At 70.8% G+C, this 26284-nt stretch carries 23 protein-coding genes; 21 read left to right on the forward strand and 2 right to left on the reverse strand.

The window, feature by feature from the left end; genetic code table 11:
* Positions 1-5: 5 nt before the first annotated feature.
* The 5 genes from DLJ53_RS13290 to DLJ53_RS13310 all read left to right on the forward strand — a co-directional run bounded on the left by DLJ53_RS13290 (position 6) and on the right by DLJ53_RS13310 (position 4326).
* On the forward strand, positions 6-932 hold the full coding sequence (locus tag DLJ53_RS13290; RefSeq protein ID WP_111345856.1) for an ABC transporter permease: 927 nt from the start codon (positions 6-8) through the stop codon (positions 930-932).
* 14 nt (positions 933-946) lie between these two features.
* A complete protein-coding gene (locus DLJ53_RS13295) occupies positions 947-1828 on the forward strand; it encodes an ABC transporter permease (RefSeq protein ID WP_111345858.1) in 882 nt (293 codons plus the stop codon).
* A 17-nt stretch (positions 1829-1845) separates the two neighbouring features.
* Positions 1846-2586 carry a glycerophosphodiester phosphodiesterase family protein gene (locus DLJ53_RS13300; RefSeq protein ID WP_111345860.1) on the forward strand — a complete coding sequence of 247 codons (741 nt, stop codon included), beginning with the start codon at positions 1846-1848 and terminating at the stop codon, positions 2584-2586.
* Complete coding sequence (locus DLJ53_RS13305) at positions 2583-3287, forward strand: HAD family hydrolase (RefSeq protein WP_111345862.1); 705 nt, start codon at positions 2583-2585, stop codon at positions 3285-3287. Before DLJ53_RS13300 ends, DLJ53_RS13305 begins: the two co-directional genes overlap by 4 nt.
* Positions 3288-3375: 88 nt before the next feature.
* Positions 3376-4326, forward strand: coding sequence for a sugar-binding transcriptional regulator (locus DLJ53_RS13310; RefSeq protein ID WP_111345864.1), 951 nt, complete (start codon positions 3376-3378; stop codon positions 4324-4326).
* A 4-nt stretch (positions 4327-4330) separates the two neighbouring features.
* Here DLJ53_RS13310 and pip read toward each other — a convergent pair whose 3' ends face one another.
* Positions 4331-7087 carry a prolyl aminopeptidase gene (gene pip / locus DLJ53_RS13315; protein ID WP_111345866.1) on the reverse strand — a complete coding sequence of 919 codons (2757 nt, stop codon included), beginning with the start codon at positions 7085-7087 and terminating at the stop codon, positions 4331-4333.
* A gap of 246 nt (positions 7088-7333) precedes the next feature.
* On the opposite strand from pip, the gene DLJ53_RS13320 reads away from it, so the two are divergent.
* A complete protein-coding gene (locus tag DLJ53_RS13320; protein ID WP_111346307.1) occupies positions 7334-8962 on the forward strand; it encodes a GMC family oxidoreductase in 1629 nt (542 codons plus the stop codon).
* Here DLJ53_RS13320 and pdxR read toward each other — a convergent pair.
* Positions 8904-10421 carry a MocR-like pyridoxine biosynthesis transcription factor PdxR gene (pdxR, locus tag DLJ53_RS13325; protein WP_211100585.1) on the reverse strand — a complete coding sequence of 506 codons (1518 nt, stop codon included), beginning with the start codon at positions 10419-10421 and terminating at the stop codon, positions 8904-8906. The genes DLJ53_RS13320 and pdxR overlap by 59 nt on opposite strands.
* A gap of 103 nt (positions 10422-10524) precedes the next feature.
* On the opposite strand from pdxR, the gene DLJ53_RS13330 reads away from it, so the two are divergent.
* The 15 genes from DLJ53_RS13330 (at position 10525) to mnhG (ending at position 26237) form a co-directional block, all read left to right on the forward strand.
* Positions 10525-11634: a mandelate racemase/muconate lactonizing enzyme family protein gene (locus tag DLJ53_RS13330; protein WP_111345870.1), complete on the forward strand. Its 1110-nt coding sequence runs from the start codon at positions 10525-10527 to the stop codon at positions 11632-11634.
* A complete protein-coding gene (locus DLJ53_RS13335; protein ID WP_111345872.1) occupies positions 11631-13118 on the forward strand; it encodes an aldehyde dehydrogenase family protein in 1488 nt (495 codons plus the stop codon). The genes DLJ53_RS13330 and DLJ53_RS13335 overlap by 4 nt, the downstream gene beginning before the upstream one ends.
* Positions 13119-13121: 3 nt before the next feature.
* Positions 13122-14381 (forward strand): NAD(P)/FAD-dependent oxidoreductase, encoded by a 1260-nt coding sequence (locus DLJ53_RS13340; protein WP_111345874.1) that lies wholly within the window; start codon positions 13122-13124, stop codon positions 14379-14381.
* Between the two features lie 120 nt (positions 14382-14501).
* The gene (locus DLJ53_RS13345; protein WP_111345876.1) at positions 14502-15575 is read left to right on the forward strand and encodes an extracellular solute-binding protein; all 1074 of its coding nucleotides are present in this window, start codon (positions 14502-14504) and stop codon (positions 15573-15575) included.
* 55 nt (positions 15576-15630) lie between these two features.
* Positions 15631-16701, forward strand: a complete 1071-nt coding sequence (locus tag DLJ53_RS13350; RefSeq protein ID WP_111345878.1) for an ABC transporter ATP-binding protein — start codon at positions 15631-15633, stop codon at positions 16699-16701.
* On the forward strand, positions 16701-17567 hold the full coding sequence (locus DLJ53_RS13355) for an ABC transporter permease (protein ID WP_111345880.1): 867 nt from the start codon (positions 16701-16703) through the stop codon (positions 17565-17567). The genes DLJ53_RS13350 and DLJ53_RS13355 overlap by 1 nt, the downstream gene beginning before the upstream one ends.
* Positions 17568-17572: 5 nt before the next feature.
* Positions 17573-18424 carry an ABC transporter permease gene (locus DLJ53_RS13360; RefSeq protein ID WP_111345882.1) on the forward strand — a complete coding sequence of 284 codons (852 nt, stop codon included), beginning with the start codon at positions 17573-17575 and terminating at the stop codon, positions 18422-18424.
* Between the two features lie 97 nt (positions 18425-18521).
* Entirely contained in the window at positions 18522-19403 is an 882-nt protein-coding gene (locus DLJ53_RS13365; protein WP_111345883.1) for an alpha/beta hydrolase, read from the forward strand.
* A 319-nt stretch (positions 19404-19722) separates the two neighbouring features.
* On the forward strand, positions 19723-22047 hold the full coding sequence (mbhE, locus tag DLJ53_RS13370; RefSeq protein ID WP_202913124.1) for a hydrogen gas-evolving membrane-bound hydrogenase subunit E: 2325 nt from the start codon (positions 19723-19725) through the stop codon (positions 22045-22047).
* Between the two features lie 2 nt (positions 22048-22049).
* Positions 22050-22463, forward strand: coding sequence for an MnhB domain-containing protein (locus DLJ53_RS13375; protein ID WP_111345885.1), 414 nt, complete (start codon positions 22050-22052; stop codon positions 22461-22463).
* Positions 22460-22846: a sodium:proton antiporter gene (locus DLJ53_RS13380; protein WP_111345887.1), complete on the forward strand. Its 387-nt coding sequence runs from the start codon at positions 22460-22462 to the stop codon at positions 22844-22846. Before DLJ53_RS13375 ends, DLJ53_RS13380 begins: the two co-directional genes overlap by 4 nt.
* Positions 22839-24362: a proton-conducting transporter transmembrane domain-containing protein gene (locus DLJ53_RS13385; protein ID WP_111345889.1), complete on the forward strand. Its 1524-nt coding sequence runs from the start codon at positions 22839-22841 to the stop codon at positions 24360-24362. The genes DLJ53_RS13380 and DLJ53_RS13385 overlap by 8 nt, the downstream gene beginning before the upstream one ends.
* The gene (locus DLJ53_RS13390) at positions 24359-24706 is read left to right on the forward strand and encodes a Na+/H+ antiporter subunit E (RefSeq protein WP_111345891.1); all 348 of its coding nucleotides are present in this window, start codon (positions 24359-24361) and stop codon (positions 24704-24706) included. Before DLJ53_RS13385 ends, DLJ53_RS13390 begins: the two co-directional genes overlap by 4 nt.
* The gene (locus DLJ53_RS13395) at positions 24703-24996 is read left to right on the forward strand and encodes an MrpF/PhaF family protein (protein ID WP_111345893.1); all 294 of its coding nucleotides are present in this window, start codon (positions 24703-24705) and stop codon (positions 24994-24996) included. Before DLJ53_RS13390 ends, DLJ53_RS13395 begins: the two co-directional genes overlap by 4 nt.
* A complete protein-coding gene (gene mnhG / locus DLJ53_RS13400) occupies positions 24993-26237 on the forward strand; it encodes a monovalent cation/H(+) antiporter subunit G (protein WP_111345894.1) in 1245 nt (414 codons plus the stop codon). The genes DLJ53_RS13395 and mnhG overlap by 4 nt, the downstream gene beginning before the upstream one ends.
* The last annotated feature ends 47 nt before the right edge of the window (positions 26238-26284 follow it).

Genomic DNA, 26284 nt, shown 5'->3' on the forward strand with positions numbered 1-26284 from the left:
GAGCCATGCTGCGTTTCGTGCTCATCCGTCTCCTGCGCGCGGTGGTCACGGTGTTCGCCGTGATGACGTTCGCGTTCGTTGTCCTGCGCCTCTCCGGCGATCCGGCGGAGGTGCTCCTGGGGCCGGACGTGCCGCAGGACGCCATCGCCGCCTTCCGCGACGCCTGGGGCCTCGATGCCCCGGTCTGGCAGCAGTACCTCAGCTACATCGGGCAGATGTTCTCCGGCGACTTCGGCGTCTCGATGCGCGACAAGTCCCCGGCGCTGGACCTCGTGCTGGAACGCGTCCCCGCGACGCTGGCGCTGACGATCCCGGCGATCATCCTCAAGATCACCCTCGGCATTCCGGCCGGGGTCTACGCCGCGCTCCACCGCAACAGCACCGTCGACCGCGGCGTGATCCTGCTCGCGGTGATGGGCTTCACGATCCCCTCCTTCGTGATGGGCCTCGTCCTCGTCCTCGTCTTCGCCGTCACCCTCGGCTGGCTGCCGTCCGGCGGCGACGCGACGTGGCAGCACGCGATCCTTCCCGCGATCACCATGAGCGTGGGCGGCATCGGGATCCTCGCCCGCTTCTCCCGCTCGGCGATGATCGAGGTGATGGGCCAGCCCTACATCCGCACCGCGTCCGCCAAGGGCGTGAAGTGGGGCGATGTCGTGCGCGGCCACGCGCTCCCCAACGCGGCGGTGCCGATCGTCACGATCGTCGGCTTCATGGTCGGCTCGCTGCTGGCGGGCGCCGTGGTGGTGGAGACGATCTTCTCCTGGCCCGGCATCGGCCGCCTCCTCATCGTGTCGGTGACGAACCGCGACCTCGCGGTGGTGCAGTGCATCCTCCTCCTCATCGCGGCGGTGATGGTGGTCTCCAACCTCGTCGTCGACCTCCTCTACGGCTGGCTCGATCCGCGGCTGCGCGGCCGGCCGGCCCACTGACCCGGGAGACAGCCATGGCCCTCACCGACCTCGCCGCCGCTCCCGAGCGCGCCCGCCGCGGCGCCGGCCTCTTCCGCCGCGTGCGCCGCCTCCTGCCCGGCACCGTCGCGTTCGGCGTCGTCTGGCTCGCGGCGATGATCGTCGTCGCCCTCTTCGCCGACCTCCTGCGACCCTATGCGATCACGCAGATGGACCTTTCCTACCGCCTCGCCCCGCCGCTGACGCCGGGTCACTGGCTGGGCACGGACGAGCTCGGCCGCGACGTCCTCTCCCGCCTCATCCAGTCGGTGCGCGTCTCCTTTGTGATCGCGTTCGGGGCGACGATCCTGTCGGCGGTCTTCGGCACGACGCTCGGCTTCCTCGCCGCCAGGTTCCGCGGCGTCTGCGAGCACGTCGTCGTCATGCTGGCGGACTTCCAGGCGGCGCTGCCCTTCCTCATCATGTCGCTCGCGGTTCTCGCCTTCTTCGGCTCCTCGATGGTGCTCCTCGTGTGCCTCATGGGCTTCTACGGCTGGGAGCGGTACGCCCGCATCGCCCGCGGCCTCGCGATCTCGGCCGGCGCGCAGGGGTATGCGGCGGCGGTCGTCCAGCTCGGCGGCTCGCCGGCGCGGGTCTATCTGCGCCATATCCTGCCGAACGTCGCGTCCACGCTGATCGTCTCGATGACGCTGACCTTCCCCGAGATCATCCTCATGGAGTCCGGGCTCTCCTTCCTCGGCCTCGGCGTGCAGCCGCCGGAGACGAGCCTCGGCAACATGGTGGGCTTCGGGCGCGAGTACCTGACGACCGCGCCGTGGATCATGCTGGCGCCGGCGGTGGTCATCTCGCTGACGACGCTCTCGATCTCGCTGGTCGGCGACTGGCTTCGCGACCGGCTCGACCCGACCATCCGCTAATCCTCGAAAGACCTCCCATGACCGCCATCACCGGCCATCGCGGCGCCCGCAACCTCTGGGCCGAGAACTCGCTGACGGGCTTCCGCAACGCGGTCGAGCTCGGCTGCGACGCCATCGAGTTCGACATCCACCTGACCGACGCGGGCGAGCTCGTCGTGATCCACGACCCGACGCTGGACCGCACCACGGACGGCACCGGCCCGGTCCGCGCCCTGACGCCCGAGACGCGCCGCTCCACCCGCCTCGAGAACGGCGGCGACTGCGTGCCGACGCTTGCCGAGGTGCTGGCCGTCCTCGCCCCGGCGGACGGTCTCGGCATCCACGCCGAGATCAAGCTCGACGAGAAGGGCGAGCCCTACCCCGGCATCGCCGGCAAGGTCGCCGCCGTGATCGAGGCGCACGGTCTCGCCCCGCGTACGCATCTGACCTCGTTCTCGGCCGCCGTCCTCGAGGACTGCCGCGCCGCCGCGCCCGGGATCGCCCGCCTGATTTCCGCCGACGAGGCATGGGTCGGCCGGCAGGGCGGGCTCGAGGCGTTCATCAAGATGGCCACCGGCCTCGCCGACCTCGTCGCGCTGCGACACGACTTCCTCGCCGCGAACTGGGACGAGGCTTGCCGGCTGTGGCCAAAGGCGCAACTCTGTGCCTGGACCGTCAACGATGAAGAGACCATGCGCGACTGGCTCGCCCGCGACGTCGGGCACCTCACCTCCGACCGACCCGACCTCGCCCTCGCCGCCCGCGGGGCGATGAGGTGACGGCACGCCCGACCGGCGCGCCCGACCTTCCCCGCGGCGCGATCATCTTCGACTGCGACGGCGTGCTGATCGACAGCGAGCCGCTGTCCGCCGCGGTCCTCGCGGACGTCCTGACCGAGGCCGGCCATCCGGCCACCGCGTTCGAGATCCATACCCGCTTCTCCGGCCTCGCCGCGATCGACATGATCGCGGCCATGCGCGCGGAGGACGGCATCCACGAACCGGAGCGCTTCCTCGAGGCGAGCCGCGCCGCCCTTTTCCCCCGCTTTGCCCGGGAGCTTGAGGCGGTCGCGGGGATCGAGGCGCTGGTCTCGGCGCTGGACCGCCCCTACTGCGTCGCCTCGAACAGCGGGATCGAGCGGCTGGACCGCTCGCTCGGCCTGCTGCCGATCCGCGCCCTCTTCGGCCCGCACGTCTACTCGGCCGAGATGGTGCCGCGGCCCAAGCCCGCGCCGGACCTCATCGAGCTCTGCCTCGAGCGGCTCGGCGTCGCCGCCCGCGACTCGGTCATGATCGACGACAACCCGCCAGGGATCGAAGCGGCCCGCGCGGCGGGGGTCGTGCCCATCGGCTTCGTGACGCCGGGCGAGACGCGTCCGGCCCGCGAGGCGGTCCTGCGCGAGGCGGGCGCCGTCGCGGTGGCGACCTCGGCCGAGCAACTGGCGCACCTTCTGGGCGTGGCGCCGGTCGCCGTCGCCTAGCGCCACAGGCAACGCACCCCTCCTGCCCGACGCGGCGCCGGCGGGACGGGCGCACCGGAACGGCGGCAGGACGGCGAGATCAGGCGAGATGACCAGCGACAGCCCCCAACCCGACAGGCGGATCGACCTCGCCGCACGCGCGGGCTGGCTCTACTACGTCGCCGGATACCGCCAGGACGGCATCGCCGAGCACCTCGGCGTCTCGCGGCAGACCGCGCAACGCCTCGTCGCGCTCGCGGTGGAGGAGAAGCTCGTCAACGTGCGGGTGGACCACCCGATCAGCCGCTGCATGGAGCTCGCCGGAACCCTCCGCAGCCGGTACGGCCTGTGCGCCTGCGAGGTCGTCCCCAGCCCGCCGAACGCGCCGGACGCCATCACCGGCCTCGGCGCCGCCGGCGCGGCGGTGATGGAGCGGGAGCTGAAGGTGGCCGAGCCGAGGATCCTCGCCGTCGGGACGGGCCGCGCGCTGCGATCCTGCGTGGAGGAGCTTTCCCCCATGTCCTGCCCGCAGCACCGGATCGTCGCGCTGCTGAGCCACGTCGGCGCGGACGGGTCGGCCTCCCGCTACAATGTCGGCGAGCGGATGGCCGAGCGGGTCGACGCCGCGCTCTACCCGGCATGGCTGCCGATCTACTCGCGCTCGGCGGAGGACCGCGAGATGCTGCAGCGGCTCGACTTCGTGAAGCGGCACGTCGCGCTCGCCCGCCGGGCGGCGGTGCGGTTCGTCGGGATCGGCAGCATCGGCGCGGACGCGGCGATGCTGGCCGACGGCTTCCTGTCCGCCGACGAGGTCGCCTCCCTGCAGGCGGCCGGCGGCGTCGGCGAGATCACCGGCTTCGTCTTCGACCGGGAGGGGGCGCTGCTCCCCGCGGGGGCCAACGCGCGGGTCAACAGCGTGCCGCTGGCGGGGACGGGCGTCCCGGTCTACGGCGTCGCCGCCGGCCGCTCGAAGGTGGCCGCGATCCGGGGCGCGCTGCTGGGCCGGCTGATCACCGGCCTCGTCACCAACGAGCGCACCGCCGAGTCGCTGCTGCGCTGACCGCTCAGAAGAGCCGCGCCTCGAGGAACTGCATCATCTCGTTGTAGACCACGCGGCGGTTCGCGAGGCGTGCGAAGCCGTGCCCCTCGTGTTCGACGCGCACCAGTCGCACCGGGTGGCCCCGCCCGAAAAGCGCGGCGTTGACCATCTCGCTCTCGTTCGGCGCCACGCGGGGGTCGCGTCCGCCGTGGGCGATGAAGAGCGGCGCCTTCACGCGGTCGATCCTGCGGATCGGCGAGATGCGGTCGAACAGGGCCCGGCCGGACTCTGAGTCCGGGTCGCCGTATTCCACCGCCCGCAAGGTGCGCCGCCACGGGCCGGTGGTGGCGAAGAGGGTGCGGAAGTCGGCGATGCCGTAGAACTCGGCCGCGACGCACCAGTCCTCCGGGTACTCGGTAATCGCGGCGAGCGTCATGAACCCGCCGTAGGACTGGCCGAACACGGCGAGGCGCTCGGAGTCGACGTCGTCCCGCGTCGCCACCCAGTCGCGGACCGCCTTGAGGTCCCTGACGCTGTCCATGCGCTTCTCGACGTCGTCCGCCGCCTGCCAGTCGCGCCCGTAGCCGGTCGACCCGCGCACGTTGGGCGCGACGACGACGATGCCGCGGCTGACGAGGTACTGGACGTCCGCCCGCCAGTGGGCCGTGTACTGGCTCTCCGGCCCGCCATGGACGATGACGAGGGCCGGCCGCCCGCCCGTCGGCAACTCCCCCCTCGGCTCGAACACGAAGGCCGGCACGCTGGCGCCGTCGAACGTTTCGATGTCGACGAGCGAGGGCTCGACCGTCGCGCTCTCGGCGAGTGCAGGATGCTCGACGAGCGCCGTCGCCTCGCCCGTCGCGACGTCGATCCGGTAGACCGCCGCCGGCCGCCGGAAGCCGGCGAGCGCCACCACGAGGGCCGTTCCGTCCGGCATGAAGGTGACGCTCGTGAGGCGCCCGGCGAACGGCAGCGGCAGGTCGCGCTCACCACCGCCGTCGAGGTCGTGGAGGACGAGCCGCGAATAGCCGCGGTCGTTGATCGCGCAGGCGACGAGCCGCCCGCCGCCCTTCGGCGCCGCCATGATCTCGACGTCGCCCTCGGGCCGCGAGAGCCACGCGAAGCCGCCCGACGCGACGTCGATGACGCCGAGCCCGTGGTAGCCATCGCCCCGGTCGGTCGCAACGAGGAGCCGCGCTCCGTCCTCGATGAAGGCGGTCCCGCTCACATGCGCCCCGTCGCGCGGCAGGAGGACCCGGGCAGAGCCGTCCTCGATGTCGACCAGCGAGAGCTCGGCGTCGTACATCCCGAGCCGGTCGTCCTCGACGAGGAGCTTCGTCCCGTCCGGCGAGAAGGCCCGGGCCGTGCGCCAGCCGGGTCCGGTGGCGACGACCCGCGCCGCGCCGCCGGCGACCGGGCTGACGTAAAGCGCCATGTCCGAGGGATGCCCGGCGTTGCAGGCGAAGGCGAACCTCTCGCCGGCGCGGTCGAACGCGCCCCACAGGTGGACGAAGCCGGGCGCGTCGGTCAGGCGCCGGGCGGCGTACTCGCCCTCGGCGATGAGGTTGAGCTGGTGCCGCTCGTCCCCGCCGACGTCCGTCGTGAAGAGGATGTCGCGGCTTTTGGGGCGGAACGAGACCGAGCCGACCATCTCCGGCAGGCTGAGCCGGATCCGGGGCGGCGCGTCGCTCGTCAGATCCTTCGTGTAGAGCTGGGCGAAGCCTGTCGCGTCGGACACGAAGGCGAGGAGCGTGCCGTCGTCGCTGACGGCCGGCGTGCCGGCGGCGCGCGGGTCGAGGTAGTCCTCGATGCTCAACGCCGCGCGGCCGGTCAGGCGATCGGCCAGGCGGTCCGTCGCGGCCCGCAATGCCGCCGAGAGCGCCGGCGCCTCCAGCGTGGCGACGTGGCTGGCGAGGTCGACGACGGTGAGATTCGCCTCCGGCCAGGCCGTCCTGACCCTCCAGGCGGCGCGGGGCGGCGTGACGACGTCGTAGCGGCCCTGCACGATCTCGCAGGGCAGGTGCCGCAGCGTCTCGATCCCGGAGAGGATGTGCCCCTCGGGCAGGAAGCATCCGTTGATGCAGTAGTGCGCGAAGATCCGCGCGATCTCCAGCGCGGCGCGCGGCTCCGTCAGGGCGTGGACATGGGCGGCGGAGGGCAGCAACGTCTGGGTGCGCGCCGAGAAGGTGCGCAGCGCCTGCGCCGCCGGCATGTGCACCGCGGGGTCCGGGTCGATCAGGCGGCGATGGTAGGCGGCGAGGAGGTCGCCCCGCTCGCCGGGCGGCACGTGACCCTCGAACTCGGCGAACGCCTCCGGGAAGAAGAGGCCGATCCCGTGGTACCAGAAGCGCGTCTCGTCCGGCGTGCCGAGGAAGACGCCGTGGAGGCGCAGGCCGAGGCACCGGTCCGGATGGGCGATGGCGTAGGCGAGCGACAGGAGGCTGCCCCACGAGCCGCCCGTGACGAGCCAGCGCTCGATGCCGAGCGTCTCGCGGATCGTCTCGATGTCCTCGATCAGCTTGTCGGTGGTGTTGCCGTCGAGCTCGGCGGACGGGGTGGAGCGTCCGCAGCCGCGCTGGTCGAACAGCACCACGCGGAAGCGGCGCGGGTCGAACGTACGGCGCTGGAACGGCTTCGCGCCGCCCCCGGGTCCGCCATGCAGGAAGAGCGCCGGGACACCGTCCGGCGCTCCGCATTCCTCGACGTAGAGCTCGTGGGGCGGATCGACGTTGATGCGATGGGTCCTGTAGGGCTGGATCTCGGGATAAAGAGCGTCTGCCATCGCCTGCCTGCTGACGTTTCAGCGGGATGATCGCAATGCGTGCGCCCGCACGCAAGGACGGCCGGCTCAGCCTGCGGCAGCGGTGCGCGCTGGCGTTGGCGAGGATCGCCGCAGCGCAGGCCGTGCGGCGCGGATGGCCGGGGATTGGACTTTGCGATCTCCTGCAATGGTCGGCGACAAGGCGCACCCTTCCGCCCCTAGCGTGGACCGAAGCGCTTCGGAGGGACTGGCGTGACACCGGCAGAGATCGCAACGACCGACGTCGTCGTCGTCGGGGCCGGCTCGGCGGGCTGCGTCGTCGCCGCGCGCCTGTCCGAGGAGCGGCAACTCGGCGTCACGGTGCTCGAGGCGGGCGGCTCGGACCTCAGCCTGTGGGTCCGGATGCCGATCGGCTACGGCGGCGCGTTCTTTCACCCGAAGCTCAACTGGCGCTACTACACCGAACCGGAAGAGGGCCTCGGCGGCCGCAAGGCGTACTGGCCGCGGGGCAAGGTCGTCGGCGGCTCCTCGTCGATCAACGCCATGGTCTACATCCGCGGGCAGGCACGCGACTACGACCGGTGGGCCGAGGCGGGCAACACCGGCTGGTCCTACGCCGATGTCCTGCCCTGCTTCCGGCGGCTGGAGACGAACCTTGCCGGCGGCGACGCGTGGCGCGGCGACCGGGGGCCCATCACGGTTCGCACAATCGCCGCCGAGGCGCATCCCGTCAGCCACGCCTTCGTCGCGGCCTGCGAGAGCGCGGGCCTCGCCCGCAATCCGGACTTCAACGGCCGCGATCAGGAAGGCGTCGGCTTCTACCAGATCACCACGCGCGGCGGCCTGCGCTGCTCGGCGGCGACGGCCTACCTGCACCCGGCCCTCCGGCGCCCCAACCTTGATCTCGTGACCGAGGCGGCGGTGACGCGCGTCCTGTTCGAGGGGCGGCGCGCCGTCGGCGTCGAATACCGGCGCGGCGGACGGCTCTGCCGGGTCATGGCGCGGCGCGAGGTCATCCTGTGCGCCGGCGCCATCGGCTCGCCGCAGATCCTCCAGCTTTCGGGGATCGGTGACCCGGCGAAACTGGCGCCGCTCGGGATCGAGACTGTCGCCGCCTCCCCCAACGTGGGCCGCAACCTGCAGGACCACGTGGGCTTCGACCTCGTGTTCGAGGCCAGGGTGCCGACACTGAACGCGACGCTGGGGCCGCTCCTCGCGCGCTCCGTGGCGGCGCTGCGGTACGTGCTGACGCGGGGCGGGCCGCTGTCGCTCAGCGTCAATCAGGCCGGCGGCTTCGTGCGCGGCGACGAGGGCCGCACGCGGCCCAACCTCCAGCTCTACTTCTCGCCGCTCTCCTACACGCGCGCCGTGCCGGGCAAGCGGCGGCTGACGAAGCCGGACACCTTCCAGGGCTTCAACCTCGGCATCTCGAACTGTCATCCGAAGAGCCGTGGCTGGCTCCACATCCGCTCGTCCGACCCCGAGGCGGCGCCGGAGATCCACCCGCTCTACTTCTCGGCGCCGGACGACCTGACCGAGCTGCTGGGGTCGATCCCGCTGCTGCGCACCATCGCGGCGCAGCCACCCCTCGCCTCGATCATCCGCCGCGAGCTGGCGCCGGGGGCCGAGGTCGTGGACCCGGACGCGCTGGAGGCGTTCGTCCGCCGGACCACGACGTCGGTCTACCACCCGTGCGGGACGTGCGCGATGGGCCCGGACCCGGACGGCGGCGCAGTCGTCGACCCGCGGCTGCGGGTCCACGGCGTGGAACGGCTGCGCGTCGCCGACGCCTCGATCATGCCCGCCATCACCGCCGGCAACCTCAACGCGCCGAGCCTCATGATCGGCGAGCGGGCGTCCGACCTGATCCTGGCCGATCTCGTTCGGTTCGCCTGAGGACTTCGGCGAGCCGGGCCACACCCCGGTCGATCTCCTGCGGCGACACCGCGCTGAAGCCGAGCGTCAGGCCCTGGACGGCGAGCGGCGACAGCGCGAAGCGCGACAGCGGCGCCATCGCCAGCCCGGCGGTCTTCACCGCCTCCGCGACGGTACGCTCGTCGAGGCCCGGCGGGAGCAGGCCGATGGTGTGGAATCCGGTGTCCGTCGGGGACAGCGCCAGCATCCCGCCGAGGTGGCGGTCGGCCGCGTCCATCAGCGCGTCGCGCCGCCCGCGGTAGAGGTCCCGCATGCGCCGCAGGTGGGAGGAGAAGTGCCCCTCGGCGATGAAGTCGGCGACGATGGACTGGATCGCGTTGGACACCCCGTGCGCCACGGCGCTGAGGGCGCGTTCGAAGCTCGCGACGAGCGCCGGCGGGACGACCGCGTAGCCGAGCCGGATCGCCGGGAACAGCGCCTTCGAGAAGGTGCCGACGTAGAGGACGCGCCCTCCCCCGTCGAGCGCCTTCAGCGGCGGCAGTGGCTGGCGGCCGTAGTGGAACTCGCCGACATAGTCGTCCTCGACGATCCAGGCGCCGCTCTCCTCGGCGGCCGCGAGGAGCTCGAAGCGGCGGTCCCGGCTCATGGTGCAGCCGAGCGGGTGCTGGTGCGCCGGCGTCACGAATGCCATGCGCATGTCGGGGCAGAGGCGCCTCGCGGCGGCGACGTCGAGCCCCTCGCCGTCCACCGGCACCGGGACGAGGTCGGCGCCGCGCGACAGGAAGGCGTTGCGCGCGCCGATCGCGCCCGGGTTCTCCATCCACACCCGGTCGCCGGGGTCGAGCAGGATCTGGGCGATCTGCATGAAGCCGTCCTGCGCCCCGGCGAAGACGAACACCTCGTCCGCCTGGCAGACCACGCCGCGGTTGGCGCGCAGGTGCCGGCTGATCGCCTCCCGCAGCTTCGGCAGGCCGAGCGCGTCCGGGTACGACATGATCTCGGAGCGCGCGCCCCGCCAGTAGCGGGCCGAGAGGCGCGCCCACATCGCCATCGGGAAGGCGTCGATGGCGGGCATCCCGGTGACGAACGGGCGCGGCGAGCTCGGGTGCTCGAGGCGCGGGAAATACTGTTCCGACAGCTCGTGGCTGATGTTGGCGAGGCGCGGCAGCCGCGCGGTGGGCGACGGGGTGAGGCGCGCGGGCGGCGGACGGACGTCGTCGCTGATGTAGGTGCCCGCCCCGACGCGGCTCACCAGCAGGCCCTCGGACGTGAGCTGCTCGTAGGCTGCCACGGCGGTCGTGCGGGAGACCCCCTGCTCCACGGCGAGGACGCGGCTCGCCGGCAGGCGCGTTCCCGGCGGAAGGTCGCCGGAGAGGATCAGCTCGCGCAGGTGCGTGGCGAGCTGCATGGAGAGGTTGGTGGCGTCGCCCCGGTCGACCTGCAGCGTGGGGATCAGCGCCCCGCCGATATATTTCGTCACCGTGCCCTCGCCGATTGGTCCGCCCACTAGTGCGAAGTGGACCTTATCGGCAGACCGATCTGCAAGTTGAATCCGTCGTCGAAGCAGAACGGGTGAGGCCGGCATGCGACTGACACGCATCGAGACGTTCGCGAACGCGTTCGTCGGATTCGTCCGCGTGACGGACGAGACGGGTGCGACCGGATGGGGACAGGTTTCGACCTACCAGTCCGACATCACCGCCGAGGTGCTCCACCGGCAGGTCGCTCCCTGGGTGCTCGGCCTCGACTTCGAGGACCAGGACGACCTGCTCGACCGCGCCGCCGAAAAGGAACACAAGTTCCCCGGTTCCTACATCTGCCGCGCCATCGGCGGCGTCGATACGGCGCTGCTCGATCTCAGGGCCAGGCTGGCGGAGGTGCCGGTGGCGGTGCTGCTCGGCGGCACGCCCGGGCCGCTGCGGGCCTACGCGTCGTCGATGAAGCGGGACATCACGCCGGAGGACGAGGCGGAGCGGTTCCGGCGGCTGCGCGGCGAGAAGGGCTTCGACGCCTTCAAGTTCCGCATCGGCGCAGAGGTCGGCCGGGGGCAGGACGAGTGGGAGGGGCGCACGGAAGCGATCATCCCCACCATCGCGCGCGCGTTCGCAGGAGAGGACGTGGCGCTGCTGGCTGACGCCAACTCCTGCTACGCGCCGAAGGCGGCGATCCACTACGGCCGTATGCTGGAGGAAAACGGCATCTCCCACTACGAGGAGCCGTGCCCCTACTGGGAGCTGGAGCAGACCGCCGAGGTCGCCGCCGCGCTCGACATCGACGTGACCGGCGGCGAGCAGGACTGCTGGATCCCCACCTGGAAGCGCATGTTCGAGCTCCACGCCGTCGACGTCGCCCAGCCCGACGTCCTCTACGCCGGCGGGATCGGCCGGACGCGGCGGATCGCGGCGATGGCGGCGGAGGCCGGCCTGCCGGTCACGCCGCACAGCGCGAACCTCTCGATGGTGACGATCTTCACCATGCACCTCCTGCGCGCGCTGCCGAACGCGGGCAAGTATCTCGAGTTCTCGATCGAGGGGGAGGACTATTATCCCTGGCAGGAAGGGCTCTTCGCCAATGACCCCTACGTCATCGAGGGCGGCTGCGCGCGGGTGACCGACACGCCCGGCTGGGGCGTCGAGATCTCGCCCGAGTGGCTGGCGAAGTCCCGCTATGCGGTGAGCGAGGTCGAGCGATGAACCTTGCCGCCGCGGTCCGCGCCTACCTCGACGACGGTACTCTGCCGGACCTCCCGGTGGATCATTTCATCGACGGCGCGTTCGTCGCGCCGGCCGCGGGCGAACGCCTCGAGACGTTCGATCCCGGCCTCGCCCGCCCCTTCCTCGCCGTCGCGGCTGGAACGGCGGAGGACGTCGACCGCGCCGTGTCCGCCGCGCAGAAGGCGCAGCGGGCGTGGGGCCGTACCAAGGCGTCGGAGCGGGGCGCGATCCTCATGCGGGCCGCAATGTTGCTGCGGGCGGAAGCGGCGCGGTTTGCCTTCGCCGAGAGCCTCGACAGCGGCAAGCCGCTGCAGGAGGCGGAGGGCGACGTCGCCGGCGCCGCGCGCGCGTTCGAGTACTACGCCGGTGCGGCCGACAAGATCGAGGGCGAGACCTTCCCCATCGGCGAGGCCTATCTCGGCTACTCCGTCCCGGAGCCGGTCGGCGTCACCGCCCACATCATCCCCTGGAACTACCCGATCTCGACCGCCGCGCGGGGCGTCGCGCCGGCGCTCGCCGCCGGCTGCACCGTCGTCGCCAAGCCCGCCGAGACGACCCCGCTCACCATGCTGATGCTGGCCGAACTCCTCGTGCGCGCGGGCCTTCCCGCCGGCGTCTGCAACGTCGTCGCGGGGACGGGGCCGGCGACCGGCGCGCCGCTCGTCGCGGACCCGCGCGTGCGGCACGTCACGTTCACGGGGTCGGTCCCCACCGGGCAGGGCGTGATGCAGGCCGCCGCCCGCAACGTCGCCAGCGTCGTGCTGGAGCTCGGCGGCAAGTCCCCGCTGATCGTCCTGAAGGACGCCGACCTCGACGCCGCGGCGGACGGCGTGATCGGCGCCATCTACGAGAACGCCGGGCAGATCTGCTCGGCCGGTTCCCGCCTCGTGGTGGAGCGCGCGGTCCACGCCGCGCTCCTCGGCCGGGTGCTGGAGCGGGTCCGCACGCTGACGATCGGGCACGGGTTGCGCCGAACCACACTGGGACCGCTCAACTCCGAGGCCCACCTCGCCCGCGTCACGGCAAAGGTGGAGGCCGCGAAGGCGCGGGGGCTGACGCCGCTCGTCGGCGGCGCGGCGACAGCGGACCCGGAGACCGGCGCGGGCTGGTTCTTCGAGGCGACGATCTTCGACGACGCCGATGCCGGCGATCCCCTCGTGCAGGACGAGATCTTCGGCCCCGTCCTCGCCGTGCAGGTCGCCGAGGACACGGCGCACGCAGCCGCGCTCGCCAACGGCACGCCCTACGCGCTCGTGGCCGGCATCTACACCCGCGACTTTGCCGCGGCGCACACACTCGCGCGCGATCTCGACGCGGGACAGGTTTTCATCAACGAATACTTCGCGGGCGGCATCGAGGTGCCGTTCGGCGGCAATCGCCAGTCCGGCTTCGGCCGGGAGAAAGGGTTTGCGGCGGTGCGGAACTATCTGCGCGTCAAGAGCGTCGCGGCGAGGATCGGCTGACGGATGGAGCCGAAGACCACGCCCTACTGGTGGGACACGGCCCCGCCGCTCGCAATCGAGCGGCCGGCGCTGCCGACCCGCGCCGACGCCGTCGTCGTCGGCTCCGGCTACACCGGCCTCCATGCCGCGCTCCGGATCGCGCGCGCCGGCCGCAAGGTCGTGGTGCTGGAGAAGGGCCGGATCGGCGAAGGGTGCTCCACCCGCAACGGCGGGCAGATCAGCACCTCGATCAAGCCGAGCCTCGAGACGCTGACGGAACGGCACGGCGCCGAGACCGCCCGCGGGATCGTCGCCGAAGGAATCGCCTCGCGCGCCTTCGTCGAGGACTTCGTGCGCGCGGAGGGGATCGCGTGCGACTTCCGCTCCTGCGGCCGCTTCCACGCCGCGGCGAGCGCCAGGGCGTACCGGGAATTCGAGGGGCTGGCGGACGGCGAGACGGTCACCCTCGTCCCGCGCGAGCGCCAGCGCGAGGAGCTCGGCACCGACGCCTACCACGGCGGCCTCGTCTACCATCGCCACGCCGTCCTCGACCCCGGCGCGTACCACGCGGGGCTCGTCGCGAAGGTGCTGGAGGCGGGCGGCGTCATCGTGCCGGAAACGCCGGCGACCGCGCTCGACGAGACGCCGTCCGGCGTCACCGTGCGCACCCCGCACGGGGCGATCACGGCGCCCGACGTCGTGCTCGCGACCAACGGCTATACCGGGCCGGTCTCGCCGTGGCACCGGCGCCGGGTCATCCCCATCGGCAGCTACATCATCGCGACCGAGCCGCTCGACCCGGCGCTGGTGAAGCGGCTCTTCCCGACCGACCGCATCGCCTCCGACAGCCGCCGCGTGGTCTACTACTACCGCACGTCGCCGGACGGCCGGCGCATCCTCTTCGGCGGTCGCGCGAGCGCGGGGGAGATGGGCGCCAAAGCCGCCGGGCAGCGCCTCCGGGACACCATGTGCTCGCTGTTTCCGGAGCTGGCCGAGGCGCGGATCACGCACGCCTGGATGGGCTTCGTCGCCTACACCTTCGACAGCCTCGCCCACACCGGCCGCACCGGGCGGATCCATCACGCGATGGGGTACTGCGGTTCGGGCGTCGGCATGGCATCCTACCTCGGCATGAAGATGGGACTGCGGGTCCTCGGCGATCCGGCGGGCGAGACGGCGATGATGCGACCCGCCTTCCCGACCCGGCCGCTCTACGCCGGAGATCCATGGTTCCTGCCTGCGGCGGTGACGACCTATCGGATATTGGACCGCCTGGGCGTGTAGATCGGAATGCCAATACGCTTGAAATGGACCTTTCGGGGCACCCCGAACTACGGTCCACTTCAAGTCAAACTGCAAGGACGACACCAACAAGACCAAGTCGTGCAACGAGGGGAGAGGACTATGACGTCACTGCTGCGCACGCTGCTGGCCGGATCGGCCATTCTGGTGATGGCTGGCCAGGCCAATGCCGAAACGCTGCGTCTGTTGACCTGGGGCGGCTACGCTCCCGAGGAACTGATCAAGAAGTTCGAAGCCGAGAACCCCGACATCGACGTCGAGGTCACGCTGTCCAACAACGAGGAGATGATCGCCAAGCTTCGGGCGACCGGCGGCACGGGCTTCGATCTGGCGCAGCCGAGCCACGACCGCGTCTACGCGGCCCAGGTCGAATACAATATCTACAAGCCCCTCGACCTCTCCAAGATCAACGTCGACAAGATGACGCCGAAGCTCGTCGAGGGCGTGAAGGCGAACACCACCATCGACGGCGAGGTCTACTCCGTCCCCCACCAGTGGGGCACGTCCGGCATCATGGTGAACAAGACGCTCGCGCCGGACGCCACCGGCTGGGCCGACCTGTGCGACGAGAAGTACAAGGGACGCACCTCGATGCGCCTGCGCCGCACGATCCTCCTCGGCACCGCCTTCGGCATGGGGATGAACCCGTTCGACCTCTACGGCGACAAGGCGGCCTACCAGGACATGCTGGACAAGGTCACCGAGAAGCTCATCGCGTGCAAAAGCATCGTCAAGACCTACTGGACGGGCGGCGACGACCTCTCGGCCCTGATGCTGTCCGGCGAGGTCGCCCTCTCCGAGACGTGGGATTCGACCGCCTTCAAGATCTACGCCGAGAACCCGGACATCGTGTTCGTCCCGCCGGAGACCGGCGCCCTCGCCTGGATCGACACCTTCACGATCCCGCGCGGCGGCCAGGCGGACGACGCGGCCTACAAGTGGATCAACTTCGTCCTCGAGCCTGAGAACGTGAAGATCATGTCCGCGTCCACCGGCGCCATCGCGGCGGTGCCGAACGGGATCGAGCTCCTGCCCGAGGACAAGCGCGCCGCGGTGGAGGCCGCCTTCGACGAGAAGGACATCGAGAACCTCAAGTTCTTCGCCAACATCCCCCCCGGCCTCGAAGACATGGAAGGCATCGCCCTGGAACGCATCCAGGCCGCCTCGTCCCAGTAAGCCAGGCGACCGGGGCGGCCGGCGCCGCCCCGCCAACTCTCTCGAAAGGGCGACGATGCATGATCTGAGCTGCACCGGCGTCACGAAGACATTCGGCCCTTTCACGGCCGTGTCGGACGTGTCGCTCGACGTACCCTCCGGCTCGTTCTTCTCGATCCTCGGGCCGTCGGGCTGCGGCAAGACCACGCTGATGCGCATGATCGCGGGATTCGAGACGCCGACCGCCGGCGACATCAGGATCAAGGGCGAGAGCGTCGTCGCCGTCCCGCCCAACAAGCGCAACGTCAAGATGGTGTTCCAGCACCTGGCGCTGTTCCCGATGATGAACGTCGGCGAGAACATCGCCTACGGGCTGCGCTGCCGGGGCGACAACCGCGCCGACATCAAGCGCGCCGTCACCCGCATCCTGGAGCGCATCGGCCTCCCCGGCTCGGAGGAGAAGCGCATCGACCAGCTCTCCGGCGGGCAGAAGCAGCGCATCGCCATCGCCCGCTGCATGGTGCTGGAGCCGGACGTCCTCCTGCTCGACGAGCCGCTCGGCGCGCTCGACCTCAAGCTCCGCGAGCACATGAAGATCGAGCTGAAGCTCCTGCAGCACCAGTTCGAGACGACCTTCCTCTACATCACCCACGACCAGTCCGAAGCGCTCGTCATGTCCGACCAGGTGGCGGTGATGAACGCCGGCCGGTTCGAGCAGATCGGCCCGCCGAAGGAACTCTACCAGGCACCCGTCTCCGGGTTCGTCGCCGGTTTCGTCGGCGATTCCAACTGCCTCCCGGGCCGCATCGTCGAGGTGCGCGGCAGTGAGGCGGAGGTCGCGCTCGACGGCGGCGGCGCGGTCGTCGGCCACCTCTCCGACGCGAGCGCCAACGGCGACGAGGTGGAGGTCTTCATGCGGCCCGAGGCGCTGCAGATCGGCGCCGTGGACGGGGTGCCCGGCCTCGACGGCACGGTCGACAGCCTCCTCTTCAACGGCGCCAACTCACGCGTCCTCGTCAAGCTCGCGACCGGGCAGCTCATCGAGGTCGCCGACCCGTCCCAGGTGGACACCGCCGGCGAGGGGTCGTCGGTACGCATCTCCTGGTTCCCCGACCGCGCCCGCATTTTCGCGCGGAGATACGGGTGATGCCGCGCGGCGCGGGGCGGCTGTCGCTCTTCCTCCTCTTCACGCCGTTCCTGCTCTGGATCGTGCTCCTGATCGTCCTGCCGCAGATCGGCATAGGCTACGTCTCGCTGCGCGAGAAGGTCGGCATCAACCAGTACGAGTTCGGCCTGAAGAACTACCTCGACTTCGTCGGCGAGCCGATCTACCGCAACACGCTCCTGCGCACGGCGTGGATGTCCATCCTGGTGACGGCGTGCGCGCTGGTGATCGGCTTCCCGGTCGCCTACTACATCGCCAAGGTGGCGGGCGAGCGCAGCCGCGCGACGCTGTTCCTGATGTGCCTCATCCCGCTCTGGGTCTCCGACCTCGTGCGCGCCTACGGCTGGATCGTGCTTTTGCGCGAGACCGGCGTCGTGTCGTCGGTGCTCCTGCGCCTCGGCATCATCGGCGAGCCGGTGGAGATGCTCTACAACGACGTCACCGTCGTCATCGGCCTCGTCTACACGGTCATCCTGTTCATGATCGTGCCGCTGGTCTCCACCCTCCAGGGGATGGACAACGCGCTACTGGAGGCCGGCTACAACCTCGGCGGATCCCGCCTCACCGTGTTCCGGCGGATCATCGTGCCGTACGCGATGCCGGGCATCGTCGCGGGCTGCATCATCACCTTCATGCTGACCGCCGGCAGCTACCTCACGCCGATCTTACTTGGCGGCAAGAACTCGAGCTGGTTCACCGAGCAGATCTACAACCAGTTCATCACCCGCTACAACTGGGAGGCCGGCGCCACCTTCGGCGTGGTCCTCCTCGTCTTCACCTCGCTCGTCGTGTGGGTCGGCCTTTGGGTCACCGGGCAGAGCCTGGCGACCACCGTGGCGAAGGACTGACGCAGATGCCGTCCTCACCCACCCTCCGCTGGGTCTACCGCGCCTACGTGGTGATCTTCTTCCTGTACCTGATCGCGCCGCTGCTGGCGGCGGGCGCGTTCGCCTTCAACGACTCGCTCTTCCCCTCGCTGCCCTGGCGCGGCTTCACGCTCGACTGGTTCTTCTCGCCGACCGAGCCGAAGCTCGGCCTCCTCCACGACACGCGCCTGCTGCGGGGCATGGGCAACTCGCTCTATATCGGCCTCATCGTCGCCGCGCTCGCGGTGGCGGCAGGGACCACGAACGCCTTCCTGTTCGAGCGGCGCCAGTTCCCGTTCAAGTCGGCGCTCTACATCCTGATGATCGTGCCGCTCGTCATCCCGGGGGTGATCCTCGGCATCTCGATCCTCGTCTTCGCCTCCATGATCGCCAACTTCGCCGACCGGCAGATGGGGCTCTTCATCACCTGGTTGCGGCCGGGCATCCCGCTCATCGTCTTCGGCCAGGTGGCGTTCCTGACGACAATCACCTCCCTCGTCATTGCCGCGCGCCTCAAGAAGTTCGACATCGCCCTCGAGGAGGCCGCGCTCAACCTCGGCGCCTCGCGGCTGCGCGTTCTGACGACGGTGACCCTGCCGTTCCTGTTCCCGGCGATGTTCTCGGCCTTCATCGTCGCCTTCCTGGTCTCGTTCGAGAACTTCAACACCACGCTGATGCTGGTCGGCTCCGACGCGCCGCTCACGATCGTGATGTACGACCGCATGGTGAAGGCCGGCTCCACGCCCGTCCTGAACGCGGTCTCGGTGGTGCTGATGCTGGGCTCCGGCCTGCTGGCGCTCGCCTCGGTGCTCATCCAGAGGCCCCGGCGGGCCGGGTAGACCCGCCGTCCCGGACCGCCCGGTCGGATCGCGCCGGACCGGCATTGCTGGGAGTGCCCCGAATCCGCTAGCCTCGGCCGGGCATTCGATCAGGCGCATGAACCAGACCTTGCAACGACTCGCCCTGGCGGCCGTGCTGACGGCCGCCTTCGCTGCGTGCGCGAGCGCGCAGACGCTGCCGTCGTTCAAGGACAGCGAGTACGCCTACCCGGATCTCATCACCTCGGAGTTCGACGGCGACTACCGCGTCTTCGCCTACGATCCGCTGCGCGACATCCGCAACGAGGGGGACGCCAGCAGCCGCGCGGTCCGTCCGCAGTCGGCCTCGCTCGGCATCCGCCGCAAGCAGCGCGACCTGATCCTCAAGACGAACGCCGGGCGCGTCGCCCACATCGCCGTCGGACAGCGCGAGGACGCCAGCATCATCGTCCTCTTCGCGCACGGCCGCGGCGCGAACCGCGAACACGGCGTCCACGACTTCAACTCCGGCGGAAACTTCAACCGGATCAAGAACATGGTGGAGAAGGCGGGCGGGCTCTACCTCTCGCCCGACTTCGCCGACTTCGGCCAGAAGGGCGCCGGACAGGTCGCCGGCCTGATCGAGCTCTATGCCGAGAAGTCCCCGCGCGCGCCGGTCTTCGTCGCCTGCGGATCCATGGGCGGGGCGATCTGCTACAACCTCGCGGAAAACGCCACCGTCGCGCAGCGGCTCGGCGGCATCCTCTTCCTCGGCTCCTACCCCGACGACGCATTCTTCTCCAGCGCGGCGTTCCAGCGCCGCGTGCCTGTCCTCCTCGCCCAGGGCACCGACGACGACGTCTATCCCGTGGAGTGGATGGAGGCGTTCTTCAACGACCTGCGCACCCGCGCGCCCGGCTACCCGGTCAGGATGATCTGCTTCGACCGCGGAACCCACGGATCGCCCCTGCGCATGGTCGACTGGCGCGAAACCATCAACTGGATGCTTGCCGCCCGCTAGCACCGGTCCCGGCACTGCAGCCACTGTTCGGGACCGCCGATGCCTCCGGCGGGCTCGGGACCCACCAGCGATCAGGCTCCCGCCCCGGATTGTGTGCGCGCCGTGCGAGGGGTGCGTGCGGGGGGTCCTCTCTGGCGGAACGGCCTGCCGCGTCGGCCGTGGCGCGTTTGCATTTCCGGACATCGGTCTCCGGGCGTTCGGAAAGTCGAACGTCCGGGCCGGCAACCGTTCGGCAAAACGCCAGGAAAACTCAGCAAAACGGGAGTGGCACGGCCGTTGCGATAGGGAGCGACAAGATCAAACCCGAAGAGGTGTCGCGTTGCTCTTTGTCGTTGTCCTGTTGTTGTGCGCCGGCGCCGCGATCGTCGCGCGGCCGGTGTGCCGAATCCTGGGGCGCTGGGGCGCTCCCGTCCTCGCCGGGGCGCCGTTGGCGGCGTTCGTCCTGCTGCTGCGGGAACAACCCGCCATCGCCGGCGGCGAGGTGCTCCTCGCCAGTGCCGCCTGGGTCCCGACGCTCGGCGTCGACCTCGCCTTCCGGCTGGACGGCTTCTCCCTCCTCTTCGCGCTGCTCGTCACCGGCATCGGCACGCTCGTCACGCTCTACGCCGGCGCCTACTTCGCCGAGAAGCCGCCCGCCACCGCCGGCCGCTTCCTGAGCCTCATCCTCCTCTTCATGACGGCGATGCTGGGCACCGTCCTCGCCGACAACCTCGTCGTCATGTTCCTCTTCTGGGAGGCGACGAGCCTGCTCTCCTTCATGCTCGTCGGCTTCGACAGCGAGAAGGCCGAGGCACGCAGGGCCGCGCTCCAGGCGCTCATCGTCACCGGCGGCGGCGGCCTCACCCTGTTCGCCGGCATCCTCCTCATCGGCATCACCCTCGGCACCTTCTCCTACACCGAGGTGCTCGGCCGGGCCGACGAGCTCGTCGCCAGCCCGTGGCTGACGCCCATCATCGTGCTGATCCTCCTCGGCGCCTTCACCAAGTCGGCGCAGGTGCCGTTCCAGTTCTGGCTGCCGAACGCGATGCAGGCGCCGACGCCCGCCTCCGCCTACCTGCACTCCGCGACCATGGTGAAGCTCGGCGTCTTCCTGCTGGCGCGCTTCGACCAGGTGTTCGCGGGCGTCCCGTGGTTCGGGGGCACCCTGGTGGTCGTCGGCTCGCTCACCATGCTCGTCGCCTCGTTCGAGGCACTGCGGGCGACCGGCTTCAAGGCGGTGCTGGCGCAGTCGACGGTCGCCTCGCTCGGCATCCTCGTCATGCTGATCGGGCTCGACAGCGAGGTCGCCGTGGTCGCGACCGTCGGCTTCCTGATCACGCACGCCTTCTACAAGGCGGCGCTCTTCTTCTGCGCCGGCAACGCCATCCACGCCACGGGCGAGGCACACCTGTCGCGCCTCGGCGGGCTCGCCCGGGTGCTGCCGTTCACCGCCTTCGCCGCCCTCCTCGCCAGCTTCTCCATGGCGGGACTGCCGCCGTTCATCGGCTTCATCTCCAAGGAGTACCTGTTCGACGCGCAGCTCTCCAGCACGTGGAGCGTCGCCCCGGTGCTGGTGGCGGTGATCGTCAACTCGGTCATGGTCGGCGTCGCCGGCGTGGTCTCCATCCGGCCGTTCTTCATGGCCCGGCGGCGCACCCTCACGATCCGCCACGGCGAGACGCCCGGGCTCCTTATCGGCCCGCTGGCGCTGGCGATCGGCGGCATCGCCCTCGGCATCGTGCCGAACGTCGTGGCGGCGACGCTGATCGCCCCGGCCGTGCTCGCCCTCACCGACACGCCGGTCGACGTCTCCTTCTCCCTCTGGCACGGGGTGACGCCGATGCTCGTCCTGTCGGGCCTCGTCATCACCATGGGGATCCTGATCGCCGTCTTCTGGACGCCGATCCATGTCACCCTGAGGCGCCGGCGGATCCTCCACCGCCTCTTCGGCGACCGCTTCTACGAGCGCGCCTTCAACGGCACGCTCGCCCTCGCGAGCCGGTCGACGCAGGTGCTGCAGAACGGCGACCAGCACCGCTACACCGCGGTCGTCGTGACGAGCACGGTGGCGATCCTCGCCGTCGGCCTCCTCGTCTCGGGCACAGGACTCCCGTTCGTGGCGCAGGGACCGCTTCGCGTCAGCGTCGTCGCGGTGCTCGCCATCGCGGTCGCCGGGGCGGTGGCGACGACCCTCGCCCGCTCGCTCGTCGGCGCGCTGGTGTCGGTCGGCATCGTCGGCTTCGCCTCGGCCTTCGTCTTCCTCCTCAACGGCGCGCCGGATCTCGCGCTGACCCAGTTCTCGGTGGAGACGCTGCTCGTCGTCATCCTGACGGCAGTGCTCCTGCGCGTGCCCCTCGCCCGGGCCCATTCGCGCACCCCGTCCGAGCGGCGGCGTGACGCTTTCATCGCCGCGCTCTTCGCCGTCTTCGTGTTCGTCGGCGCGGCGAGCATGTCGGCGACCCCGCCGAACATGGAGCTCAGCGCCTTCTTCGGCGCCGCCAGCTACCTCGAGGCGTACGGGCGCAACGTCGTCAACGTCATCCTCGTCGATTTCCGGGCGATCGACACGCTCGGCGAGGTGGCGGTCGTCGCCTTCGCCACACTGGCCGCCTGGGCGCTCCTGCGCCGCGGCGGCGCCCCCCGTCCCCTCAAGACGAAAGGCTAGTCATGCCGATCATCTTCGCCACCATGTCGAGGCTCTACTTCGCGCTCATGCTGGGCGGCTCGCTGTTCATCCTGATGCGCGGGCATAACGATCCGGGGGGCGGCTTCATCGGCGGTCTGATGGCGGCCGCCGCCTTCGCGACGCTGGCGCTCACCCGGGGCGTCGACCACGCCCGGCGGGTGCTGCGGGTCCATCCCGTGGTGCTGGTCGGCTGCGGCCTCGCGCTCGCCTGCGTCAGCGGCCTCCCCGGCCTCGTCAGCGACGCGTCCTACCTGACCCACTGGTGGACCAGCGGCGCCGTCCACCTCGGCACGGCGACGCTCTTCGACATCGGCGTCTACCTCGTCGTGCTCGGCGGCGTCCTCTGCCTCGTGCTGCGCCTCTACGAGGACCTTCACGGGGAGGTCGCGCCGTGAACCTCGTCTACGCGCTCGCCATCGCCGCGATCGTCGGCACCGGGGTCTACCTCGTCCTGTCGCGCAACGTGATGCGGATCATCCTCGGCGTCTCGCTGCTGTCGGCCGGCACCAACCTCCTGATCTTCCTCGCCGGCGGCGTCCAGGCGACGCTCCCGCCCGTCATCGAACAAGGATCCGACATGCTCCGTGCCGACAGCGCCAACCCGCTGCCGCAGGCCCTCATCCTGACCGCCATCGTCATCGGCTTCGCGCTGGTCGCCTTCTCGGCCGCGCTCGCCCTCCAGCTCTTCCGCACCGGAGGCACGATCGACACGCGCGAGCTCACCGCCGCCGAGGATCTCGGCAGCCCGTTCGAGCCGAAGGGGGCGTCCCATGGGTGATCACGGCGCCGCGACCCTCCTCCTCCTGCCGCTGCTGATCCCGCTGGCGGCGGCCGCCTTCACGGCGATCCTGTGGCGCCACCGGCGGGCGCAGAGCCTCGTCGCGGCGGCCGGCCTGGCGGCGATGACGGGGGCCTCGCTGCTCCTCCTGCGCCTCGTCCTCGACGGCGGCGTGCAGGCCAAGCAGTTCGGCAGCTGGGCGGCTCCCTTCGGCGTCTCCCTCGTGGTCGACCCGTTCAGCGCCGGCATGGTCGTGGTGACGGCGGTCCTCGCGCTCGCGGCGGCGGTCTTCGGCATGGCCGACCTCAAGCGGCGGGAGATCCGGTCCGGCTTCTTCCCGCTGTTCTTCGGTCTCCTCGTCGGCGTCAACGGCGCCTTCCTCACCGGCGACATCTTCAACCTCTACGTCTGGTTCGAGGTGATGCTGATCACCGCGCTCGGCCTCATCACGCTCGGGCGGACGCGGGCCCAGCTCGACGGGGCCCTGCGCTACGCGGTCCTCAACCTCTTCTCGACCATCCTCTTCCTGATGGCGATCGCGCTGCTCTACGGCGTCACCGGCACGCTCAACATGGCCGACCTCGCCCGCGTCCTGCCGGAGACCGAGCCCTCGGCCGCGCTCACCGTCTCGGCGCTCCTCTTCCTGGTCGGGTTCGGCATCAAGGCGGGCTTCTTCCCGCTCTTCTTCTGGCTGCCGGCGTCCTATCACACCGCCTCGATCGTGGTGTCTGCGGTGTTCGCGGGGCTTCTCACCAAGGTCGGCCTCTACGCCGCCTTCCGCGTCTTCACGCTCATCTTCGAGGTGGAGGGCTCGGGGATCCGCACGATGGTCGCCTGGCTCGCGGCCGGGACGATGCTGTTCGGCGTCTTCGGGGCGGCGACTCAGTACGACGTGCGGCGCATCCTGTCGTTCCACATCGTCAGCCAGATCGGCTACATCATGCTCGGCCTCGCGATCTCGACCGAGGCGGCGATGGCGGCGGCGATCTTCTACATCGTCCACCACATCATCGTGAAAGCGAACCTCTTCCTGCTCGCCGGCGCGATCTACCGGGCGAGCGGCACCTACGACGTGCGCAGGGCCGGCGGGCTGATGCGCGGCGCGCCGTGGCTCGCCGTCCTCTTCCTCATCCCGGCCCTCTCGCTCGCCGGAATCCCGCCGTTCTCCGGCTTCTGGGCCAAGTTCCTCGTCATCGACGCGACCTTCCGCGACGACGCCGCTTGGCTGGGCGCGATCGCCCTCTTCGTCGGCCTGCTGACGCTGTTCTCGATGTCGAAGATCTGGATCGAGGCGTTCTGGAAGGCGCCGCCCGGGCCGCGCACGACCCCGCGGGCGGTCCCCCGGCCGATGCTCCTCGCCATCGGCGGCCTCGCCGCGATCACGCTGACAATCAGCCTTGCGCCCGAGCCGCTGATCGCCTTCGCCGACGGGGCGGCGCGCTCGATGGCCGACCCCGCCCCCTACATCGCCGCCGTGTTCGGCGAGACCACCAGTGTCGCGGAGATCGCCCCATGACCCGCTTTCTGAAGCTGCCCGGGAAGGGCGTGCACGTCCTCGTCCTCGCGGCGGTGTTCCTGCGCGAGCTCGTCGTCTCGTCCGTCGCCGTGGCGCGCACGGTACTGAGCGCCGACGCGCAGCCCCGCTCGGCGATCATCGCCGTCCCGCTCGACGTGCGCACCGACGCCGGGATCACGACCCTCGCCAACTGCGTGACGCTGACGCCCGGGACCACCGCGCTCCACGTCAGCGAGGACCGCAGGACGCTCTTCGTCCACGTGCTCGACACGGTCTCCGAGTCGGAGGTCGTCGCCGGGATCAAGTCCACGTTCGAACGCCGTATCAGGGAGATCGAAGCATGATCGAGACGATCGACGCCCATCTCACCACCGCCGCGCTGGTGCTCACCGCGGTACTGATGGTTCCTCTGGTGCTCGCGGCCGCGCGCATGATCGTCGGCCCGAGCTACGCCGACAGGTTCATCGCGCTCGACATGGTGACGGCGATCGCCGTCGCGGCCGCCGCACTCGTCACCGCCGCCACCGGCCGGCGCGAGTTCCTCGACGTCAGCTTCGGGCTCGCCCTCGTCGGCTTCCTCGCGACCTGCGCCTTCGCCGGTCTGCTGGAGCGCATGCGGGGGGAAGGATCATGAGCGCGCTCATCGCACTTCTCCTCAAGGTCGTCGGCGTCGGCTTCCTGGTGATCGCCGCCGTCGGGGTCCTGCGCCTCGCCGATCCGTTCCAGCGCATGCACGCGGCGACGAAGGCGGGGACGCTGGGCGCGGGGCTCGTCGTCCTCGGCACCCTCGTCGGACAGCAGGCGAGCGACGTCACGGTCATCGGAACCCTGACGATCCTGTTCCTCCTGCTGACCGTGCCGGTCGCCGGCCACCTCCTCGGCCGCGCGGCCTACATCTCCGGCACGCCGATGGAGGGTCTGTCGCGCGGCGACGCGCTCGACGGCGTCCTCGCCAGACAGGCCGTGCCGCCGTCGGAGCGGATCGGCAGCGCCCGCCGCCCCTTCGCGCCGTCGACGGACCCGTCCGCCGCCGAGGCGGACGGCACGCGGAGCACGACGCCCGGCCCGGCGCTCGAGCCGCTGACGGACGTCCGCCTCGGGCTGATCCGCGGGCAGGAGGACCGCACGTTTGCCCGCGCCCTCGCGATCGCCGCCGCTCACGGCGTTTCCCTGACCGCGCACGCGATCGTCGACAGCCGCACCATCGAGCGCGCCGAGGACCGGGGCGACACCCGCTCACGGATCCGCAAGGCCTGCGCCGAGGCGATGGAGGCGCTGCAGGGGCACATGGAGCGCGCGGGCGCCGAGCTCAGCGTGCGCTACGACGAGGGCGTGCCGGAAGATGTCCTCTGCCACGGCGAGCCCGGCCGCTGCCTTCTGGTGGTGCCGCAGGACGGGTGGTTCCACCACGGCGTCGACCCGGTCCATTCCGACATGAGCTGGGCACCGGACGGGCTCCTGCACCTCCCGTCGGTCCACGTCGGTCCCGTCCTCTACGCCGGCATCGCACCGGAGGGGGACGAGGTCACGCTCGCGCTCTACGACAACGACGAGCCGCACCTGGGCGACCTGCTCGACTGGTCCCTGCAGAGCCGCCTGTGGCCGGTCGGGACCGTCTGCCACGTCGGCCGGGCCGGGGATGCGCGCCTCGCCGGGCTGGAGCGGATCGCCGCCGGCCACGGCGTCCGGTTCGTCCCGCTGCCGGCCGGCCGTGGCCGGTCCGCCGGGGACGCGGCGATGCTGGCCGGGGCGGATGCGGCGATCCTCGGCACCATGCCGCGGCCGCTGCGGACCCGCTGGTATGGTATGGCCTGGACGGAACGGATCGCACCGGGCTTCCGTGGCGACGTCCTCGCGATGGAAACCCCGGATTGAGGTGAACGCGCGCGGCGGGCCGACCGCCGCGCGCTGCAGGACACGAG

Source organism: Acuticoccus sediminis (assembly GCF_003258595.1).
Classification (GTDB): Bacteria; Pseudomonadota; Alphaproteobacteria; order Rhizobiales; family Amorphaceae; genus Acuticoccus; species Acuticoccus sediminis.

Bases quoted from the DNA above. Each gene is read 5' to 3' on its own strand.
- DLJ53_RS13345 (WP_111345876.1), top strand. From the start codon at position 14,502: ATGACGTCACTGCTGCGCACGCTGCTGGCCGGATCGGCCATTCTGGTG.
- DLJ53_RS13340 (WP_111345874.1), top strand. From the start codon at position 13,122: ATGGAGCCGAAGACCACGCCCTACTGGTGGGACACGGCCCCGCCGCTC.
- pip (WP_111345866.1), bottom strand. From the start codon at position 7,087: ATGGCAGACGCTCTTTATCCCGAGATCCAGCCCTACAGGACCCATCGC.
- DLJ53_RS13330 (WP_111345870.1), top strand. From the start codon at position 10,525: ATGCGACTGACACGCATCGAGACGTTCGCGAACGCGTTCGTCGGATTC.
- DLJ53_RS13385 (WP_111345889.1), top strand. From the start codon at position 22,839: ATGGGTGATCACGGCGCCGCGACCCTCCTCCTCCTGCCGCTGCTGATC.
- DLJ53_RS13375 (WP_111345885.1), top strand. From the start codon at position 22,050: ATGCCGATCATCTTCGCCACCATGTCGAGGCTCTACTTCGCGCTCATG.
- DLJ53_RS13390 (WP_111345891.1), top strand. From the start codon at position 24,359: ATGACCCGCTTTCTGAAGCTGCCCGGGAAGGGCGTGCACGTCCTCGTC.
- DLJ53_RS13365 (WP_111345883.1), top strand. From the start codon at position 18,522: ATGAACCAGACCTTGCAACGACTCGCCCTGGCGGCCGTGCTGACGGCC.
- DLJ53_RS13310 (WP_111345864.1), top strand. From the start codon at position 3,376: ATGACCAGCGACAGCCCCCAACCCGACAGGCGGATCGACCTCGCCGCA.
- DLJ53_RS13295 (WP_111345858.1), top strand. From the start codon at position 947: ATGGCCCTCACCGACCTCGCCGCCGCTCCCGAGCGCGCCCGCCGCGGC.
- DLJ53_RS13335 (WP_111345872.1), top strand. From the start codon at position 11,631: ATGAACCTTGCCGCCGCGGTCCGCGCCTACCTCGACGACGGTACTCTG.
- DLJ53_RS13395 (WP_111345893.1), top strand. From the start codon at position 24,703: ATGATCGAGACGATCGACGCCCATCTCACCACCGCCGCGCTGGTGCTC.
- DLJ53_RS13355 (WP_111345880.1), top strand. From the start codon at position 16,701: ATGCCGCGCGGCGCGGGGCGGCTGTCGCTCTTCCTCCTCTTCACGCCG.
- DLJ53_RS13300 (WP_111345860.1), top strand. From the start codon at position 1,846: ATGACCGCCATCACCGGCCATCGCGGCGCCCGCAACCTCTGGGCCGAG.
- mnhG (WP_111345894.1), top strand. From the start codon at position 24,993: ATGAGCGCGCTCATCGCACTTCTCCTCAAGGTCGTCGGCGTCGGCTTC.
- DLJ53_RS13360 (WP_111345882.1), top strand. From the start codon at position 17,573: ATGCCGTCCTCACCCACCCTCCGCTGGGTCTACCGCGCCTACGTGGTG.
- DLJ53_RS13350 (WP_111345878.1), top strand. From the start codon at position 15,631: ATGCATGATCTGAGCTGCACCGGCGTCACGAAGACATTCGGCCCTTTC.
- DLJ53_RS13290 (WP_111345856.1), top strand. From the start codon at position 6: ATGCTGCGTTTCGTGCTCATCCGTCTCCTGCGCGCGGTGGTCACGGTG.